This is a genomic window from Burkholderia pyrrocinia (assembly GCF_003330765.1).
In the GTDB taxonomy this organism is placed as follows: domain Bacteria; phylum Pseudomonadota; class Gammaproteobacteria; order Burkholderiales; family Burkholderiaceae; genus Burkholderia; species Burkholderia pyrrocinia_B.
This window is the reverse complement of the sequence record NZ_CP024903.1, coordinates 371,576-386,494: the sequence shown is the minus strand read 5'-3', so window position 1 is coordinate 386,494 and position 14,919 is coordinate 371,576. Positions and strand designations below refer to the sequence as shown.

Annotated in this window: 16 protein-coding genes; 12 read left to right on the top strand and 4 right to left on the bottom strand. The window is 66.6% G+C overall.

Features of this window, described 5'->3' with window-relative positions:
* Positions 1-426: 426 nt before the first annotated feature.
* The 4 genes from CUJ89_RS19270 (at position 427) to CUJ89_RS19255 (ending at position 4,611) form a co-directional block, all read left to right on the top strand.
* Positions 427-1,371, top strand: coding sequence for an ABC transporter ATP-binding protein (locus CUJ89_RS19270; protein WP_114179095.1), 945 nt, complete (start codon positions 427-429; stop codon positions 1,369-1,371).
* A 5-nt stretch (positions 1,372-1,376) separates the two neighbouring features.
* On the top strand, positions 1,377-2,138 hold the full coding sequence (locus CUJ89_RS19265; RefSeq protein WP_114179094.1) for an ABC transporter permease: 762 nt from the start codon (positions 1,377-1,379) through the stop codon (positions 2,136-2,138).
* 146 nt (positions 2,139-2,284) lie between these two features.
* Positions 2,285-3,709 (top strand): MFS transporter, encoded by a 1,425-nt coding sequence (locus tag CUJ89_RS19260; RefSeq protein WP_114179093.1) that lies wholly within the window; start codon positions 2,285-2,287, stop codon positions 3,707-3,709.
* A 200-nt stretch (positions 3,710-3,909) separates the two neighbouring features.
* The gene (locus CUJ89_RS19255; protein WP_114179092.1) at positions 3,910-4,611 is read left to right on the top strand and encodes an MBL fold metallo-hydrolase; all 702 of its coding nucleotides are present in this window, start codon (positions 3,910-3,912) and stop codon (positions 4,609-4,611) included.
* Between the two features lie 87 nt (positions 4,612-4,698).
* On the opposite strand, the gene CUJ89_RS19250 is transcribed toward CUJ89_RS19255, so the two are convergent.
* Positions 4,699-4,929 carry a hypothetical protein gene (locus CUJ89_RS19250; RefSeq protein ID WP_114179091.1) on the bottom strand — a complete coding sequence of 77 codons (231 nt, stop codon included), beginning with the start codon at positions 4,927-4,929 and terminating at the stop codon, positions 4,699-4,701.
* A gap of 330 nt (positions 4,930-5,259) precedes the next feature.
* Here CUJ89_RS19250 and CUJ89_RS19245 point away from each other — a divergent pair, with 330 nt between their 5' ends.
* The 7 genes from CUJ89_RS19245 (at position 5,260) to CUJ89_RS19215 (ending at position 10,821) form a co-directional block, all read left to right on the top strand.
* Positions 5,260-5,691: a YciI family protein gene (locus CUJ89_RS19245; RefSeq protein WP_114179090.1), complete on the top strand. Its 432-nt coding sequence runs from the start codon at positions 5,260-5,262 to the stop codon at positions 5,689-5,691.
* A 128-nt stretch (positions 5,692-5,819) separates the two neighbouring features.
* Positions 5,820-6,626, top strand: coding sequence for a DinB family protein (locus CUJ89_RS19240; RefSeq protein WP_114179089.1), 807 nt, complete (start codon positions 5,820-5,822; stop codon positions 6,624-6,626).
* Entirely contained in the window at positions 6,623-7,363 is a 741-nt protein-coding gene (locus tag CUJ89_RS19235; protein WP_114179088.1) for an alpha/beta fold hydrolase, read from the top strand. The genes CUJ89_RS19240 and CUJ89_RS19235 overlap by 4 nt, the downstream gene beginning before the upstream one ends.
* Positions 7,364-7,473: 110 nt before the next feature.
* On the top strand, positions 7,474-8,352 hold the full coding sequence (locus CUJ89_RS19230; RefSeq protein ID WP_201752369.1) for an alpha/beta hydrolase: 879 nt from the start codon (positions 7,474-7,476) through the stop codon (positions 8,350-8,352).
* 76 nt (positions 8,353-8,428) lie between these two features.
* Complete coding sequence (locus CUJ89_RS19225; protein WP_114179086.1) at positions 8,429-9,322, top strand: LysR family transcriptional regulator; 894 nt, start codon at positions 8,429-8,431, stop codon at positions 9,320-9,322.
* Between the two features lie 110 nt (positions 9,323-9,432).
* Positions 9,433-9,759 (top strand): carboxymuconolactone decarboxylase family protein, encoded by a 327-nt coding sequence (locus CUJ89_RS19220; RefSeq protein ID WP_114179085.1) that lies wholly within the window; start codon positions 9,433-9,435, stop codon positions 9,757-9,759.
* 54 nt (positions 9,760-9,813) lie between these two features.
* Positions 9,814-10,821, top strand: a complete 1,008-nt coding sequence (locus CUJ89_RS19215; protein ID WP_114179084.1) for an aldo/keto reductase — start codon at positions 9,814-9,816, stop codon at positions 10,819-10,821.
* A 97-nt stretch (positions 10,822-10,918) separates the two neighbouring features.
* On the opposite strand, the gene CUJ89_RS19210 is transcribed toward CUJ89_RS19215, so the two are convergent.
* Both CUJ89_RS19210 and CUJ89_RS19200 read right to left on the bottom strand, forming a co-directional pair.
* Complete coding sequence (locus tag CUJ89_RS19210; RefSeq protein WP_114181450.1) at positions 10,919-11,149, bottom strand: hypothetical protein; 231 nt, start codon at positions 11,147-11,149, stop codon at positions 10,919-10,921.
* 462 nt (positions 11,150-11,611) lie between these two features.
* Positions 11,612-12,511, bottom strand: a complete 900-nt coding sequence (locus tag CUJ89_RS19200) for a hypothetical protein (RefSeq protein ID WP_114179082.1) — start codon at positions 12,509-12,511, stop codon at positions 11,612-11,614.
* A 78-nt stretch (positions 12,512-12,589) separates the two neighbouring features.
* Between CUJ89_RS19200 and CUJ89_RS19195 the strand changes: the two genes are divergently transcribed.
* Positions 12,590-12,928: a helix-turn-helix domain-containing protein gene (locus CUJ89_RS19195; protein ID WP_114181449.1), complete on the top strand. Its 339-nt coding sequence runs from the start codon at positions 12,590-12,592 to the stop codon at positions 12,926-12,928.
* A 360-nt stretch (positions 12,929-13,288) separates the two neighbouring features.
* Here the strand turns inward: CUJ89_RS19195 and CUJ89_RS19190 are convergent, their stop codons facing one another.
* On the bottom strand, positions 13,289-14,734 hold the full coding sequence (locus CUJ89_RS19190) for a DEAD/DEAH box helicase (protein WP_114179081.1): 1,446 nt from the start codon (positions 14,732-14,734) through the stop codon (positions 13,289-13,291).
* Positions 14,735-14,919: the final 185 nt, after the last annotated feature.

Here is a 14,919-nt window from a genome sequence, read left to right as displayed (position 1 = left end):
CCCTTGAACCATGAAAGGAACGCATTATCGCGAGCGCGGCGCATGCCGTCCCGGTACGGCGCGACGGCGTTCGGGCAGCACAGTCGGCGCGGCCGGCGGCCCTGCTGCCGCGCCAAAACGCGAGCGGCACCCGATTCGTCGAAAATCGCGCAGATTGTTCGCACAATTCAAATAAAGGGCCGCTCTATCAAACGACATGCATGAATTTCACGCAAATTCGGCACCGGCAACGCACGGCCATTCCATCAGAATGCATTTCCATCTACCGATTGCTAATATGGCGGTCCAGCGATCCCGCACCACAACGCCGTTCGACATGACGCCCGTTCGCCATGCCGTCCCCGATCCCGGCCGCTTCGCAGCGGCGACGACGCCGGGCACGCGCGGCGCACGCCGTCGCACCGGCCGGCCGTACCATCCGTGAGCATGCAACCGATCCTCTCCGTCTCCGACCTCTCCAAAACTTACGCGTCCGGCTTCCAGGCGCTGAAGCACGTAAACCTCGACATCCGCCCCGGCGAGATCTTCGCGCTGCTCGGGCCGAACGGCGCCGGCAAGACCACGCTGATCGGCTCGATCTGCGGCATCGTCACGCCGACCGAAGGCCGCGTGACGGTCGGCGGCCACGACATTCGCGACGCGTATCGCGCGGCCCGCGAAATGATCGGCCTCGTGCCGCAGGAGCTGACGACCGACGCGTTCGAAACCGTCTGGGCGACCGTGTCGTTCAGCCGCGGCCTGTTCGGCAAGGCGCCCGATCCCGCGCATATCGAGAAGACGCTGAAGGCGCTGTCGCTGTGGGACAAGCGCGACAACAAGCTGATGACGCTGTCGGGCGGGATGAAGCGCCGTGTGATGATCGCGAAGGCGCTGTCGCACGAGCCGCGCATCCTGTTCCTCGACGAACCGACGGCCGGCGTCGACGTCGAGCTGCGCCGCGACATGTGGAAACTGGTCGATTCGCTGCGCGAAAGCGGCGTGACGATCCTGCTGACCACGCACTATATCGAGGAAGCCGAAGAGATGGCCGACCGGATCGGCATCATCCTCGGCGGCGAACTCGTGCTCGTCGAGGAAAAGCGCGAGCTGATGCGCAAGCTCGGCAAGAAGCAGCTGACCGTGCAGCTCGAGCACCCGCTCGCGGACATGCCGCCCGCGCTCGCGCCGTTCGGGCTCGAACGCGCGGACGACGGCGCCGCGCTGGTCTACACGTACGACTCGCAGCGCGACGACGCGAGCATCGCGAAACTGATCAACGCGCTCGGCTCGGCCGGCATCGGGTTTCGCGACCTGCACACGACGCAGAGCTCGCTCGAGGATATTTTCGTCAGCCTGATCGACAACCGCCGCAACGGCGCACAAGGAGCCTGACGCGCATGAATCTGCAAGGAATCCGCGCGATCTACCGCGCAGAAATGGCCCGCACGCGCCGCACGCTGATGCAGAGCATCATCGCGCCGGTGATCTCGACGTCGCTGTATTTCGTCGTGTTCGGCTCCGCGATCGGCTCGCGCATCAGCGACGTGAACGGCATCGGCTACGGGTCGTTCATCGTGCCGGGCCTCGTGATGCTGTCGCTGCTGTCGCAAAGCATCTCGAACGCGTCGTTCGGCATCTACTTCCCGCGCTTCACGGGCACGATCTACGAGATCCTGTCCGCGCCCGTGTCGTACTGGGAGATCGTGATCGCGTATGTCGGCGCGGCCGCGTCGAAATCGTTGCTGCTCGGCCTGATCATCCTCGCCACGGCCGGCCTGTTCGTGCCGCTGCATATCCTGCATCCGTTCTGGATGGTGCTGTTCCTCGTGCTGACGTCGATCACGTTCAGCCTGTTCGGCTTCGTGATCGGCATCTGGGCCGACAGCTTCGAGAAGCTGCAGCTCGTGCCGCTCCTGATCATCACGCCGCTCACGTTCCTCGGCGGCAGCTTCTACTCGGTCGACATGCTGCCGCCCGCGTGGCGCATCATCACGCTGTTCAACCCGATCGTCTACCTGATCAGCGGCTTTCGCTGGTCGTTCTACGGGATCGCCGACGTGCACGTGTGGATCAGCCTCGCCGCGACCGGGCTGTTCCTCGTGATCCTGCTCGCGATCGTCGCGTGGATGTTCCGCACCGGATACAAGCTGAAGAACTGACGCATCGCGCGCCGCCCGCCGATGACGCATTTGGGCAAGCAGGCGGCGCTTTTCCTCTGATGCGGCATTTTGTGGTCGCGTCTACTGAAGCATCGGGGCCTTGAAGCAAGCGCGCTTCGAGGCCCCGTTTCATTTCAGAGGACGCCATGCCCGCCGCCACCACTCCCGCTTCCGCTGCCGCCCGGCTCGAACGCCTGCCGTTCTCCGGCTATCACAAGCGGATCTTCTTCATCATCGCGATCGCGTTCTTCTTCGACTCGGTCGACCTCGGCACGATGACGTTCGTGCTCGGCTCGATCCGCAAGGAGTTCGGGTTGTCGACCGCGGCCGCCGGCCTCGTCGCGAGCGCGAGCTTCTTCGGGATGGTGCTCGGCGCGGCCGTCGCCGGCCTGCTCGCCGACCGCTTCGGCCGCCGGCCCGTGTTCCAGTGGAGCATGGTGCTGTGGGGCGCCGCGTCGTACCTGTGCTCGACCGCGCAGAGCGTCGATGCGCTGATCGTCTACCGCGTGCTGCTCGGCATCGGGATGGGGATGGAATTCCCGGTCGCGCAGACGCTGCTGTCCGAATTCGTGCCGGCCGAGAAGCGCGGCCGCCTGATCGCGCTGATGGACGGCTTCTGGCCGCTCGGCTTCATCACGGCCGGCGTCGTCGCGTACTTCGTGCTGCCGCAGTTCGGCTGGCGCACGGTGTTCGCGCTGCTCGCGATTCCCGCCGTGTTCGTGCTCGTCGTGCGCCGCATCGTGCCCGAATCGCCGCGCTGGCTCGAACATGCGGGCCGGCACGCGGAAGCCGACACGGTGATGCACACGATCGAGGCGAAGGTAATGCGCTCGGCCGGCGTCACGACGCTGCCGCCGCCGTCGCGGCTCGCCGAGCCGGTGGCCGCGCGCAGCCAAGGCGCGCTGCGCGAGATCTGGAGCGGCGTGTACCGCCGCCGCACGGTGATGGTGTGGCTGCTGTGGTTCTTCGCGCTGCTCGGCTTCTACGGCCTCACGTCGTGGCTCGGCGCGCTGCTGCAGCAGGCCGGCTTCGAAGTCACGAAATCGGTGTTCTACACGGTGCTGATCTCGCTCGGCGGCGTGCCGGGCTTCCTGTGCGCCGCGTGGCTCGTCGAACGCTGGGGGCGCAAGCCGACCTGCATCGCGTCGCTGATCGGCGGCGGCGCGATGGCCTACGCGTACGGCCAGAGCGCGCTGTACGGCGGCAGCATGACGCTGCTGATCGGCACGGGCCTCGCGATGCAGTTCTTCCTGTTCGGGATGTGGGCCGCGCTGTACACGTACACGCCCGAGCTGTACGGCACCGGCGCGCGCGCGACGGGGTCGGGCTTCGCGTCGGCGATCGGGCGCGTCGGGTCGCTGATCGGGCCTTACGCGGTCGGCGTCGTGCTGCCCGTGTTCGGCCAGGGCGGCGTGTTCACGCTCGGCGCGCTGTCGTTCATCGCGGCCGCGGTCGCCGTGTGGACGCTCGGGATCGAGACGAAGGGCCTCGCGCTGGAACAACTGGCGGCGGGCGACGAAGCCGGTGGCAGCGGCCGGTATCCGGCGGCGGCAGCGGACAAGGCGTCCTGATACCCGAATCGGATGGCGGGTTTCCTTGAGGCCGGGACGGTGTTCAGCGCCGTTTCCGATCGCTGCGTGAACTGACAGGCTTCATGCTCGAATCGACGCTGCTAGACTGCATCGAGGCACCGGTTCGCGCAGCCAGGCGTGCGTCGCGACGCGCGCGACAATGCCGTGCCGCCCCCACTGCCCGCGCGAGGATCGCATCGATGGACAACGCTCGTATCGAAGAAATCCGCAGCGGCCTGTTCCGCGCGACGACCTACATCGACAAGCTGAAGCTCGGCTTCAGCCAGTTCTTCGTCCGTTCGCCGGACGGCGACGTCGTCTGCATCGAAACGGGTACGCGTTCCAATTTTCCGCAACTGAGCGCGAGCCTCGCGACCGTCGGCATCACGCCGTCGATGGTGAGCAGCGTGATCGTCCCGCATTTCGAGGTCGACGAGATGGGTGCGCTGCCCGACTTTCTCGCGGCCAATCCAGCGCTCGTCGCGTACGGCCATCCGATGTGCACGCACGGGCTGGCCGACATCTTCGGTGTGCGCGCAAAGCCGCTGAAGGACGGCGAGCCGACGACGCTCTCCGGCGTCGACATCGTGCCGATCTTCACGAAGCATGTACATCAATGGGATGCGCTGGTGGTCTATCTGCCCGCCTACAAGACGCTGCTGTCGTCGGACATCCTCATGCGCTTCGGCGACGAGGAAACGGACGACCCGCTGCCGGCCATCGTCGAGTCGATCCGGCGCTCGGACTACCTGCCGTCGCTCGCGCACATGGCGAGTGCGCTGCGCCGCATCGAGGCGCTCGATCTCGACCTCATCCTGCCGATGCACGGGCCGGCCATCACACACGACATTCCGCGCGTTTTGGCCGGCGCGATCGCGCATTGCGAGGCCGCCGCCGCGTAGCAAGCGAAAGCGGCCGCGCGGGCCGGTTCGCCCGCGCGGCATGCATGCGATTTCGACAGGAAAGGTTGTTTGCGCGGCCGGCTGCGGCTACGCGCCGGCGACGACGAATTCTTCCGCCGCCTTGCGCTGGACCGCGGCCATCAGCGCCAGCTCGCGCTTGCTGCGCGGCTCGTCGGACACGACGCCCGTCGCGTGCTTCGCCTTCGCGCCCAGCGGAAAGAACACGAATGACGCGTCGACCGGGGCATTCGGCTCGGCGCGCAGGCGCTTGTTCAGAATCTTCAGGTACTTTTTCTTCGAGACTTCCTTGGCGACCATGGCACCCTCCCGCATGAATGTGGTGCTGATCAGGATACCAGTTTTGGCGGCGCGCTCCGGGCGACCGCTCGCCTGCGCGCCGACAATAGATGATCCGCCATCGCTGAACCGGCGCATCGCCTGTCCGCCTTGGTCGGTCGCGGCGCCGGACGCAGCAGCGTTGGCACGCCGGATCGCCAGCCTCGATTCCACGTCGATCGCCCAAACGACACTTTATCCAGGCACGGTGTCGATTTCCGGCCTCCTCGCCCGTCGTACCATCGCAAGCACCTGTCAGCCGCTCATCCGGTCGACAGACCACTCGAATTTTCCCTTCAAGGAGAAACAACTATGCGCGTCATGGTGATCGTCAAGGCAACCGCCCTTTCCGAATCGGGCACGATGCCCGATACCGAACTGCTGGCCGCGATGGGCCAGTACAACGAAGAACTCGTGAAGGCCGGCGTGATGCTCGCCGGCGAAGGGCTGCATCCGAGTTCGCGCGGCAAGCGCGTGCACTTCGCCGGCAAGGACCGGACGGTGATCGACGGCCCGTTCGCCGAAACCAAGGAACTCATCGCCGGGTATTGGCTGTGGGAAGTGAAATCGATGGACGAAGCCGTCGAATGGGTGAAGCGCTGCCCGAACCCCATGCCTGTCGATTCGGACATCGAGATCCGGCAGATATTTTCGCCCGAGGACTTCGGCGCCGAATTCACACCCGAGCTGCAGGAGCAGGAAGCGCGGCTGCGCGCGGACATCGAAGGCCGGAAAAACGCATAAGGCGTGCGCAACCGGCGTCGCGCTGTCATCGGCGCGCCGGTCGACCGAATCCTTAGAACAACCGGATTGACGCAGCCCCATCGAGTAACGTATCGTCTTGATACGTTACTCGATGGGGCCCGTTCGTCATGCATTCCCGTTTCGACCGTTTCCGCACCACCGCGCTCGGCGCCCAACTCGAAGCGCTGATCGCGCAACCCGAGCGTTATCCGGAATTCGCGGCGCTGTCGCGGGTGGGCGTCGCCGCGATCGGCGCGATCCAGGACGAGATCGCGCGCACCTTCCCCGAACTCGAAGCCGACACGACGGCCCGCCAGTTCTGCGGCGCGATGGTCGCGGACGTGATGCGCCAGCGTGGCCACGACGTCGTGCAGGCACGCGGGCGGCTCGGCGGCGTGCTGTTCAGCTATGGCGCGGTGTTCAGCCCGTATCCGCAACGGCTGCCGTTCGCCGACGTCGTCGCCGCGCTGGCCCGCCTGCCCGACCGGCTCGCCGCATATGCCGCGCACGTGCCGGCCGCGCTGTGGACGCGCCGCCCGGCCGGCACGGGCTTCTCGTTCGTCGAACATGCGTGCCACCTGCGCGACCTCGACGCGGTGTTCGCCGAGCGCATCGACGCCGTGCGCACGGTCGAACTGCCGGTGATCGCGTCGGTCGACGGCACCGTGCTCGCCGCGCAACGCGACTATCTCGCCCAGCCGCTCGACCGTGCAGTCGCGGCATTCCGCACCGGCCGTGCGGCGCTGTGCGCAACCGTCGCCGCGCTGGAACCCCCGCAGCTCGCGCGTTGCGGGCTGCGCGACGGCATCCGCCGCATGTCGCTCGACGAACTCGTGCGCGAACTGCTCGATCACGACCGCACCCACGTACTCGAACTCGACGAACTGCTCGCCGAACTCGAATTGCCGCCCCTCCCTTCATCGCCCGCCGAATGACCCAGCCCGCCCCCGTCGTCTTCATTCATGGTTTCATCGGCACGTTCGACGTGCGCGGATGGGACGGCCCGCACCTCGCCCCCGACCTGCTCGGCTACGGTGCGCATCGCGCGGCGCCGTCCGACGCGATCACGCTCGCCGCGCAGGTCGAGCATGTCCGGCAAGCCGTCGACGCGCACTTCGGCCCGCAGCCGGTCGATGTCGTCGGCCACTCGGTCGGCGGCGCGATCGCGATGCTGTTCGCGCATGCACACCCCGAGCGCGTGCGGCGGATCGTCAACGTCGAAGGCAACTTCACGCTCGACGATGCGTTCTGGTCGGCGTCGGTCGGCCGCATGACGCCTGCGCAAGCCGACGCGATGCTCGACGGCCTGCGCGCCGATCCGCTCGCCTGGCTGCGCGGCGCGATCGACGAACCGTCGCCGCGCATGGTCGACGACGCACGCCGCTGGCTCGCGCATCAGCCGGCGTCGACGCTGCGCGCGATGGGCCGCTCGGTGGTCGAGACGACCGGCGAACCCGGCTACCCGCTGGCGCTCGCGCAGGTGTTCGAGCGCCATCCGGTCTGGCTGGTCGAGGGCGAACGCTCGCGCGCGGGCTGGCATGTGCCGGACTGGGCGCTCGCGCGCTGTGCCGGCTTCGACACGATCGAACGCTGCGGGCACCTGATGCCGGCCGAGCGGCCCGACGCGTTTCGCGAGGCAGTCGAGCGCATCGTGTGCGCGCCGCTCGCCTGACAACAGGTAGGGTTCGCCGAAATATGGTTGAAAGGCGCGGTTGCTAGAGTCGCTCGAACAGGGTTTTCCCGGCGCCCGCCGCCGGACGGGATCGACACATGCGAGGATCGATGAACCTGGCACGCGCCTTCTGGCTGCTTCTGCTGCTCGCCGTCTCGGGCCCGGCTCTCGCGTTTCATGCGCGGGTCGTCGCGATTCCCAGCGCCGCGATGAGCGAGACGCTCAGGGCAACCGTCGTGCTGCCTGACGATTACGCACGCGGCAACCGCGGCGTCGAACGCTATCCGGTCGTCTATCTGCTGCACGGCTCGGGCGGCGACCATACCGACTGGACGTCGAACACGCACATCGCCGCGCTGGCCGACCTCTATCACGTGATCCTCGTGATGCCCGACGGCGGACACGAAAGCTGGTACATCGACAGCCCGTTCGATTCGGGCAGCCGCTACGAAACCTTCATCGGCGACGAAGTCGTGTCGTATGTCGACTTGCACTTCCGCACGATCGCGACGCAGCGCGCCCGCGCGATCACCGGGCTCAGCATGGGCGGCTTCGGCGCGCTGCGCATCGCGCTCGACCGGCCCGACACGTTCGGCGCGGTCGGCAGCATCAGCGGCGCGGTCGATCCGCGCTGCTGCGAGGACGAACCGGGCATCGACCACGTGTTCGGCGACCCCGGCCGCCATCCGTCATTCTGGAACCGCAACGTGATCGTCGAAAGCGCGCGCGCGTTCGTGCGCGCGCATCTCGACCTGACGATCGATTGCGGCCGCGACGATGCGTTCGTCGGCTCGAACCGCACGCTGCACGAACGGCTCGTCGCGCTTGGCGTACCGCACGACTACGCGGAGCGGCCGGGCGGCCACACCTGGGATTACTGGGCGAATGCGATCCGCTACCAGATGCGGTTCTTCGCGACATCGTTCCAGCGTGGCGGCTACGCGTCCCATCCCGCGCCCCATGCGCCGGGCATGACGCGCGCGGGGTGACGCGCGCGCCGCGCCGCCACGCGGCCCGGCGAACCCGGTGGTACGATGCGCTGGCACCGACCACCCGACACCCTCCATGCCGCGCGACAACTTTGCGGATCTGCTCGCTTTCATCGCCGTCGCGCGCGAGCGCAGTTTCACGCGTGCGGCCGCCCAGCTCGGCGTCTCGCAATCCGCGCTCAGCCATACGATCCGTTCACTCGAAACGCGCCTCGGCGTGCGGCTGCTCACGCGCACGACGCGCAGCGTCGCACCGACCGAAGCCGGCGATCGCCTGCTGCGCAACCTCGCACCGCGCTTCGACGAAATCGAGGCCGAGCTGTCGGCGCTCGCGGAACTGCGCGACAAGCCGGCCGGCACCGTGCGCATCAACGCGACCGACTACGTGATCCGCACGCTGCTGTGGCCGAAGCTCGCGCCGATGCTGCGCGACTATCGCGACCTGAAGGTCGAGTTCGTGACCGACTACGGGCTGTCCGACATCGTCGCGGAGCGCTTCGATATCGGCGTCCGGCTCGGCGACCAGGTCGCGAAGGACATGATCGCCGTGCGCATCTCGCCCGACCTGAAAATGGCGATCGTCGGCGCGCCCGCGTATTTCGCGGAACGCGCGCGTCCCGCGTCGCCGCAGGATCTCGTCGCGCACGACTGCATCAACCTGCGCCTGCCGACGCACGGTGCGCTGTACGCGTGGGAGCTCGCGCGCGGCGACGACACGCTGCAGGTGCGCGTCGACGGGCAGGTCACGTTCAACGGCACATACGAAATGCTCGACGCGGCGCTCGCGGGCTACGGGCTCGCATACGTGCCCGCCGAACTCGCCGCGCCGCATGTCGCCGCCGGTCGCCTCGACAGCGTGCTCGACGACTGGTGCCCGACGTTCCCCGGCCATCACCTGTACTACGCGAGCCGGCGGCAGTCGTCACGCGCGCTCGCCGTGATCGTCGACGCGCTGCGCTACCGCGCATGAGCCGCGATTCATGAATCAACTCGATAAGTGCATGCGAATGATTGGGGATTATCGATAAGCGCATCGGTGGCTACCATCGTCGGTGTCCCCCAATTCCCCCGGAGCCATCGATGTCCGAACCGACTTCCGCCGCGCGCACAGCGTTCGGCGCCATCGCACCCGCCCTCGCCGACTACACCGACAACGTGCTGTTCGGCGACGTCTGGCAGCGCGCCGGCCTGTCGCCGCGCGATCGCAGCCTGGTCACGGTCGCGAGCCTCGTGTCGCTGTATCGCGTCAACGAACTGCCGTTCCACCTGAAGAAAGCGCTCGACAACGGCCTCACGCGCGACGAGCTGATCGAAGCGATCACGCACCTCGCGTTCTACTCGGGCTGGCCGACTGCGAGTTCGGCGCTGCCGATCGCGCAACGCGTGTTCGACGAAGCCGGCGTCTAAGCGCCGCACCCCTTTCATTCAACCGGCGGGCCCGCGCCCGCATGGAGCCTCCTGATGGATTACCGCTATCTCGGGCGCAGCGCGCTCAAGGTGTCGCCGCTGTGTCTCGGCGCAATGATGTTCGGCGGCGAGACCGACGAAGCGACGTCGGCACGCATCGTCGACAAGGCGTTCGACCAGGGCGTCAATTTCATCGACACAGCCGACGTCTATCACGCCGGACGCTCGGAAGAAATCGTCGGCCGCGCGATCGCGCCGCGTCGCGACAGCTGGGTCGTCGCGACGAAGTTCGGCTATCCGGCCGGACCGGACGCCGGGCCGAACCGGCAGGGCCAGTCGCGCAAATGGATCTTCGAATCGGTCGACGCGAGCCTCAAGCGGCTCGGCACCGATTACATCGACATCCTCTATTTCCATCGTGCGCTGACCGACGCGCCGCTCGACGAAGCCATGCGCGCGGTGGCCGACCTGATCCGGCAAGGCAAGGTGCGCTACTTCGGGCTGTCGAACTTCAAAGGCTGGCGCATCGCCGAGATCGTGCGGCTCGCCGACCAGCTCGGCATCGATCGTCCGGTCGCGAGCGAACCGCTGTACAACCTCGTCGATCGTACGGCCGAGGTCGAACAGCTTCCGGCCGCCGCGCATTACGGGATCGGTGTCGTGCCGTACAGCCCGCTCGCGCGCGGCGTGCTGACCGGCAAATACGCGGTGGATGCGCAGCCGCCCGCCGATTCGCGCGCGGGCCGCGGCGACCGGCGCATCCAGCAGACGGAATGGCGACCCGAATCGCTGCACATCGCGCAACAGGTGGCCGCGCATGCAGCCGCGCGCGGCACGACCTCGGTTGCATTCGCGCTCGCGTGGGTCATGAAGAACCGCATCGTCAGCTCGACGATCGCAGGGCCGCGCACCGAAGCGCACTGGGACAGCTACATCGATGCGCTGACGCTCGAACTCGGCCCCGACGACGAGCGGTTCGTCGATTCGCTCGTGCCGCCCGGGCATGCGTCGACGCACGGCTATACCGATCCCGGCTATCCGGTCGAAGGCCGCAAGGTCTGAAGTCTGGGCGGGGTGAACGAATGACAGGCCGGGCGGCATGCCCGGCAAGAAGATGAACGCGCGTCGCCCGACGCGCGAAACAGCGGAAGCGGCGGAATCAGTTGCCGCGCGCCGCGTCGGCGCTTACCACGCGGTCGAAGAATTCCTGTGCACGCGCCAGCTCGTCGAGCGCGCGATCGAGGCGCGACATCGCGCGTGCGTATTCGGCCGACGAACCATCGTCGTCGCTTTCGCCGCGCACGGCGCGAAAGGCTTGATCGACGTTGCGCGTCGCTTCGACGAAGCGTTGCGCGGCCCGGGCTTCCCGCGAACAGATGTGGGTCGACATCGACACTTCTCCCTCAGGGTTAGGGCCTGTTCCCGCTAATAACGGGCTTGCGCCAGCCCCACAAACGATTTTTTCCAATCAGGGGAACGCGCCTTGCCGGCCGTATTGCGGCGTCGATCGTCGCTTGTCCCCCAAGGGGACTTCCTTCGGGGCGTTTGGCTCGGCCAAACGGCGCTCCTCACTCCTTGCACTACGACCGGCAAGGCACGTTCGCAAGCCCGTTATTAGCGGGAACAGGCCCTAGTGTGAAGCAAGCCGACGCTCAGTGTGCGTGGTGCGCATGTCGGCGGCGTGAACCACGACCCATCGATTGTCGACACATCGGCCGCCGCGCAGCGCGCTTCGTGCCGATTGTCCCTCTGCGCTCGCCGATCCGCTATGGCGAGATTGCAACAAATTCTTGCGCGACCTTTTCCCACGTTTTCATCACGCGCCGCGCATCCGCCGCGCGAATGTCATACGTCACGCTCGCCCGACACGCGGATGCGCCAGACCGCCGAACGCGGTCGCCTCGCCCGGCGACAGGTCGAACAGATCGCCCGTAACGTCACGCGGATGCTCGACCGCCGGCCGGCTGCGCAATCGCGCCCCATGCGCGGGCGCGACATACGCGGCCGCGGTTTCGATCGGCGGCACGTCGAACAGATCGCGCGTGACGCCGCGCACGGCATCCGTCGGCGAACGCCCGCGCAAGCGCGCGACGAGTTCGACGAAGCGATCGAAATCGCCCGCGCGCGTGGCCTTGTTCACTTCGGCGAGATCGCGCGCCTTCAGCACGCACGGCTGCGCGAGCCGCACGAAATACGGTGCTTCGAGCTCGACCGACAGCGCGAGCGGATAGCTCTTGCCCGTCTGCTCCCTCGCGCGCCCGACGCAATCGACCACGGCCGCGCCCTGTGCAGCGCCAAGCGGCTTGCCCGTACTCACGCTGCGCAGGTGATCGGGAAACACGCGCAACTGCGTGCCGACCGTCAGCGCGGTGGATGACACGCACACGAGCGCGTAGTGCTGTTCGCGACGCTGGCCCGACGGCAGCGTCGAACGGCTCGCGATGAACGTGTGCGGCGGAAGCGGCCGCACCTGCCCGCTCGCATCGACCCACGCATTCCACAGCAGCGCGTCCTTGCGCTCGCCCGCGCGCGGGCGCGACGCGACCGGCGAAAACAGCGCGAGCAGCGAACCCGTGCGATGCGCAGCGACTTGCGCGCTGCTGCCGAGCGGCTGATTGATGCCCCACAGAAAACGCCCGCCCCCGAGCCGGCGCTCCCATTCCTTGCGGAGCACGACGGTCGGCAGTTCCTCGCCGGACTCGCTACCGATCTTGGTCCAGCAGAACGTGGGTGGAAGGTGTTTCAGTGTCATCAACTTTCTCGGGATACAGCCTCGCTGGTGACAGCAAGCCCATTCAACAGCCCTAACTGTATAGGTATAATGCATCGCATGGAAGCCCCGGACCAAGATTTTCCCGTTCAAGACCTGTTGCGCCGCTTGATGGCAGATACACGCTCGTCCAGCGAAATCGCGCGACTTTCCGGGGTCAGCCAGCCAACCGTTTCGCGCCTTCGGCTGTCGAACGGGCATCGGCTACGCCGCAGCGTTCCATTCAATAAGCTATGCAGTTTCTATGGTGTCGATACGGAGCCATCGCGCCGCCGGTATAACGACCTGCTGCGCGACGCGATCGTCGACGCGTGGGACGGCTCCGACGAGCACGGGCGCGCGCTGCTGGTCGTGATTCAGGGGTTGAAGGGTTTGCAGGCGAAGGCCGACGACGGGTGATGGCCGCACGCGGCGCGTTGCCTGCGCGCCGACACGACTGGAATCGGGTCGGAGAGGAAGAAAGAAAGGTCCTTCGCGGATTTCCGTGGATGGCGCTTACCGATCCAAAGCGGTAGTTCGCGATGAGCCGATCAAATGACGGCTTTCGTGTGAGAAGCGGACACATTCGCCAGGGACGACCTCGATCGGACGCTCGCTACGCACGATTTCAACGCCCGTTCGGCCCCGAAGTTGGCATGGCTCCTGGATTCGGTGCGCCGTTACCCGCCGACCTGATGCACGCCGAAGCCGCGCCGCTGCCTGCCAGCGGGCCGCAAACCGCCAGCCTGTTCCAGGGCTGGCGTGACTCATCCCAACGGATCAGGGTTGGCGTTTGCCACGGCCACCAGCGGGTTTGCCGGCCGGCTTACGTGAACCCGCAGCTGGCTTGCTGGCGGGTTTGCTGCGTGGCTTTGGCACGCTGAATGGGTTACCGCTGGACAAGCTTGTGCCTTTACCCGCGGCCACAGCGCGCGGCGCCGCAGGCTTGCGTTTGTTTTCGCCACTTTGCGGGCGCGGCTTTTTGCCGGGCACCTGCATGGCGCCCGACGCAGCTTGCGGCGCCTTGGGCTTCTTGGGCTTTTTGGGTTTCTTGATGATCTGGCCCGTCGCGCTGGTTTCCGGCACGCGGTGTTCGGCTTCAAAACCCGGCTCTTCTTCACGGCGCAGCGTTTGCCGGATCTGCGCTTCAATCGCGGCCAGTTGCGGCGCTTCATCGGCACACACAAGGGACACCGCCACGCCGCTGGCGCCCGCGCGGCCGGTGCGGCCAATACGGTGCACATAGTCTTGCGCCACGATCGGCAGATCAACGTTGATCACCAGCGGCAGGTCGTCGATATCCAGCCCGCGCGCAGCCACATCGGTGGCGACCAGCATCTGTACTTCGCGCGTCTTGAAGCGCTCCAGCGCACGCAGGCGCGCGGGTTGCGGTTTGTCGCCGTGGATGGTATCGACCGCATAGCCCGCTTCATCCAGCATGGCCGCCAGGTAATCCACGCCATTGCGGGTTTTGACGAACACCAGCGCGTGCTCCCAGCGGTTCTCGGCCACAAGGTGCATGAAGAGGTCAGGCTTGTTCCTTTTATCCACCGGCACCACCCACTGCTTGATCTTGCTGGCCGTGGCATTGGGCGGGCTGACGCTGATATTGACCGGGCCGCGCAGAATGCCCGCCGCCATGGCGCGGATATCGTCGGTAAACGTGGCGGAGAACAGCAGGGTCTGGCGCTGAACGGGCAACGCAGCAAAGACGGCGTCGAGTTCGCGCGCAAAGCCCAGATCCAGCATGCGGTCGGCTTCATCCAGCACCAGCGTTTGTACTTGATCAAACTGCACTGCGTTCTGGCGATTGAGATCCAGCAAACGGCCCGGCGTGGCAACGAGCACATCCACGCCTTTGCGCAACTTCATCATCTGCGGGTTGATACTCACACCGCCGTAGGCGGCCAGAAATCGTAAGTCGAGGCCCTTGCCGTATTCGATAAAGCTTTGCAGCACTTGTTCGGCCAGCTCACGCGTGGGCACCAGCACCAGAACACGCGCGCGGTTGCTGGACACCGCCGGGCCGTGTTGCACCAGCCGTTGCAACAGCGGCAGCGCAAAACCCGCCGTTTTGCCCGTGCCGGTCTGTGCAGCAGCCATGACGTCCTTGCCACTGAGCACAGCAGGAATCGCCTTGGCCTGCACCGGCGTAGGTGTCTGGTAATTGAGGTCCTGCACATTACGCAGCAAGGGATCGATCAGGCCAAGCGAGGCAAAAGACATTGGCGTATTCCGGGCTAAAGCCGCAATTCTAGCGGTTACCGCCTGGTTGCGCCGCGCAGATCAATGGTCAAGAAGATCGACGTCGATCGCCACTGAAAAACGTAGCGGTGCGGGGTGCCGCGCCGGCCAGCTGTACTACGAGACACCGATGCGCGGCACTGCCGCCGGCGCCTGCCCCGATTGCA

Coding starts and splice junctions, on each gene's coding strand:
- CUJ89_RS19270 (WP_114179095.1), top strand. CDS start 427: ATGCAACCGATCCTCTCCGTCTCCGACCTCTCCAAAACTTACGCGTCC.
- CUJ89_RS19265 (WP_114179094.1), top strand. CDS start 1,377: ATGAATCTGCAAGGAATCCGCGCGATCTACCGCGCAGAAATGGCCCGC.
- CUJ89_RS19260 (WP_114179093.1), top strand. CDS start 2,285: ATGCCCGCCGCCACCACTCCCGCTTCCGCTGCCGCCCGGCTCGAACGC.
- CUJ89_RS19255 (WP_114179092.1), top strand. CDS start 3,910: ATGGACAACGCTCGTATCGAAGAAATCCGCAGCGGCCTGTTCCGCGCG.
- CUJ89_RS19250 (WP_114179091.1), bottom strand. CDS start 4,929: ATGGTCGCCAAGGAAGTCTCGAAGAAAAAGTACCTGAAGATTCTGAAC.
- CUJ89_RS19245 (WP_114179090.1), top strand. CDS start 5,260: ATGCGCGTCATGGTGATCGTCAAGGCAACCGCCCTTTCCGAATCGGGC.
- CUJ89_RS19240 (WP_114179089.1), top strand. CDS start 5,820: ATGCATTCCCGTTTCGACCGTTTCCGCACCACCGCGCTCGGCGCCCAA.
- CUJ89_RS19235 (WP_114179088.1), top strand. CDS start 6,623: ATGACCCAGCCCGCCCCCGTCGTCTTCATTCATGGTTTCATCGGCACG.
- CUJ89_RS19230 (WP_201752369.1), top strand. CDS start 7,474: ATGAACCTGGCACGCGCCTTCTGGCTGCTTCTGCTGCTCGCCGTCTCG.
- CUJ89_RS19225 (WP_114179086.1), top strand. CDS start 8,429: ATGCCGCGCGACAACTTTGCGGATCTGCTCGCTTTCATCGCCGTCGCG.
- CUJ89_RS19220 (WP_114179085.1), top strand. CDS start 9,433: ATGTCCGAACCGACTTCCGCCGCGCGCACAGCGTTCGGCGCCATCGCA.
- CUJ89_RS19215 (WP_114179084.1), top strand. CDS start 9,814: ATGGATTACCGCTATCTCGGGCGCAGCGCGCTCAAGGTGTCGCCGCTG.
- CUJ89_RS19210 (WP_114181450.1), bottom strand. CDS start 11,149: ATGTCGACCCACATCTGTTCGCGGGAAGCCCGGGCCGCGCAACGCTTC.
- CUJ89_RS19200 (WP_114179082.1), bottom strand. CDS start 12,511: ATGACACTGAAACACCTTCCACCCACGTTCTGCTGGACCAAGATCGGT.
- CUJ89_RS19195 (WP_114181449.1), top strand. CDS start 12,590: ATGGAAGCCCCGGACCAAGATTTTCCCGTTCAAGACCTGTTGCGCCGC.
- CUJ89_RS19190 (WP_114179081.1), bottom strand. CDS start 14,734: ATGTCTTTTGCCTCGCTTGGCCTGATCGATCCCTTGCTGCGTAATGTG.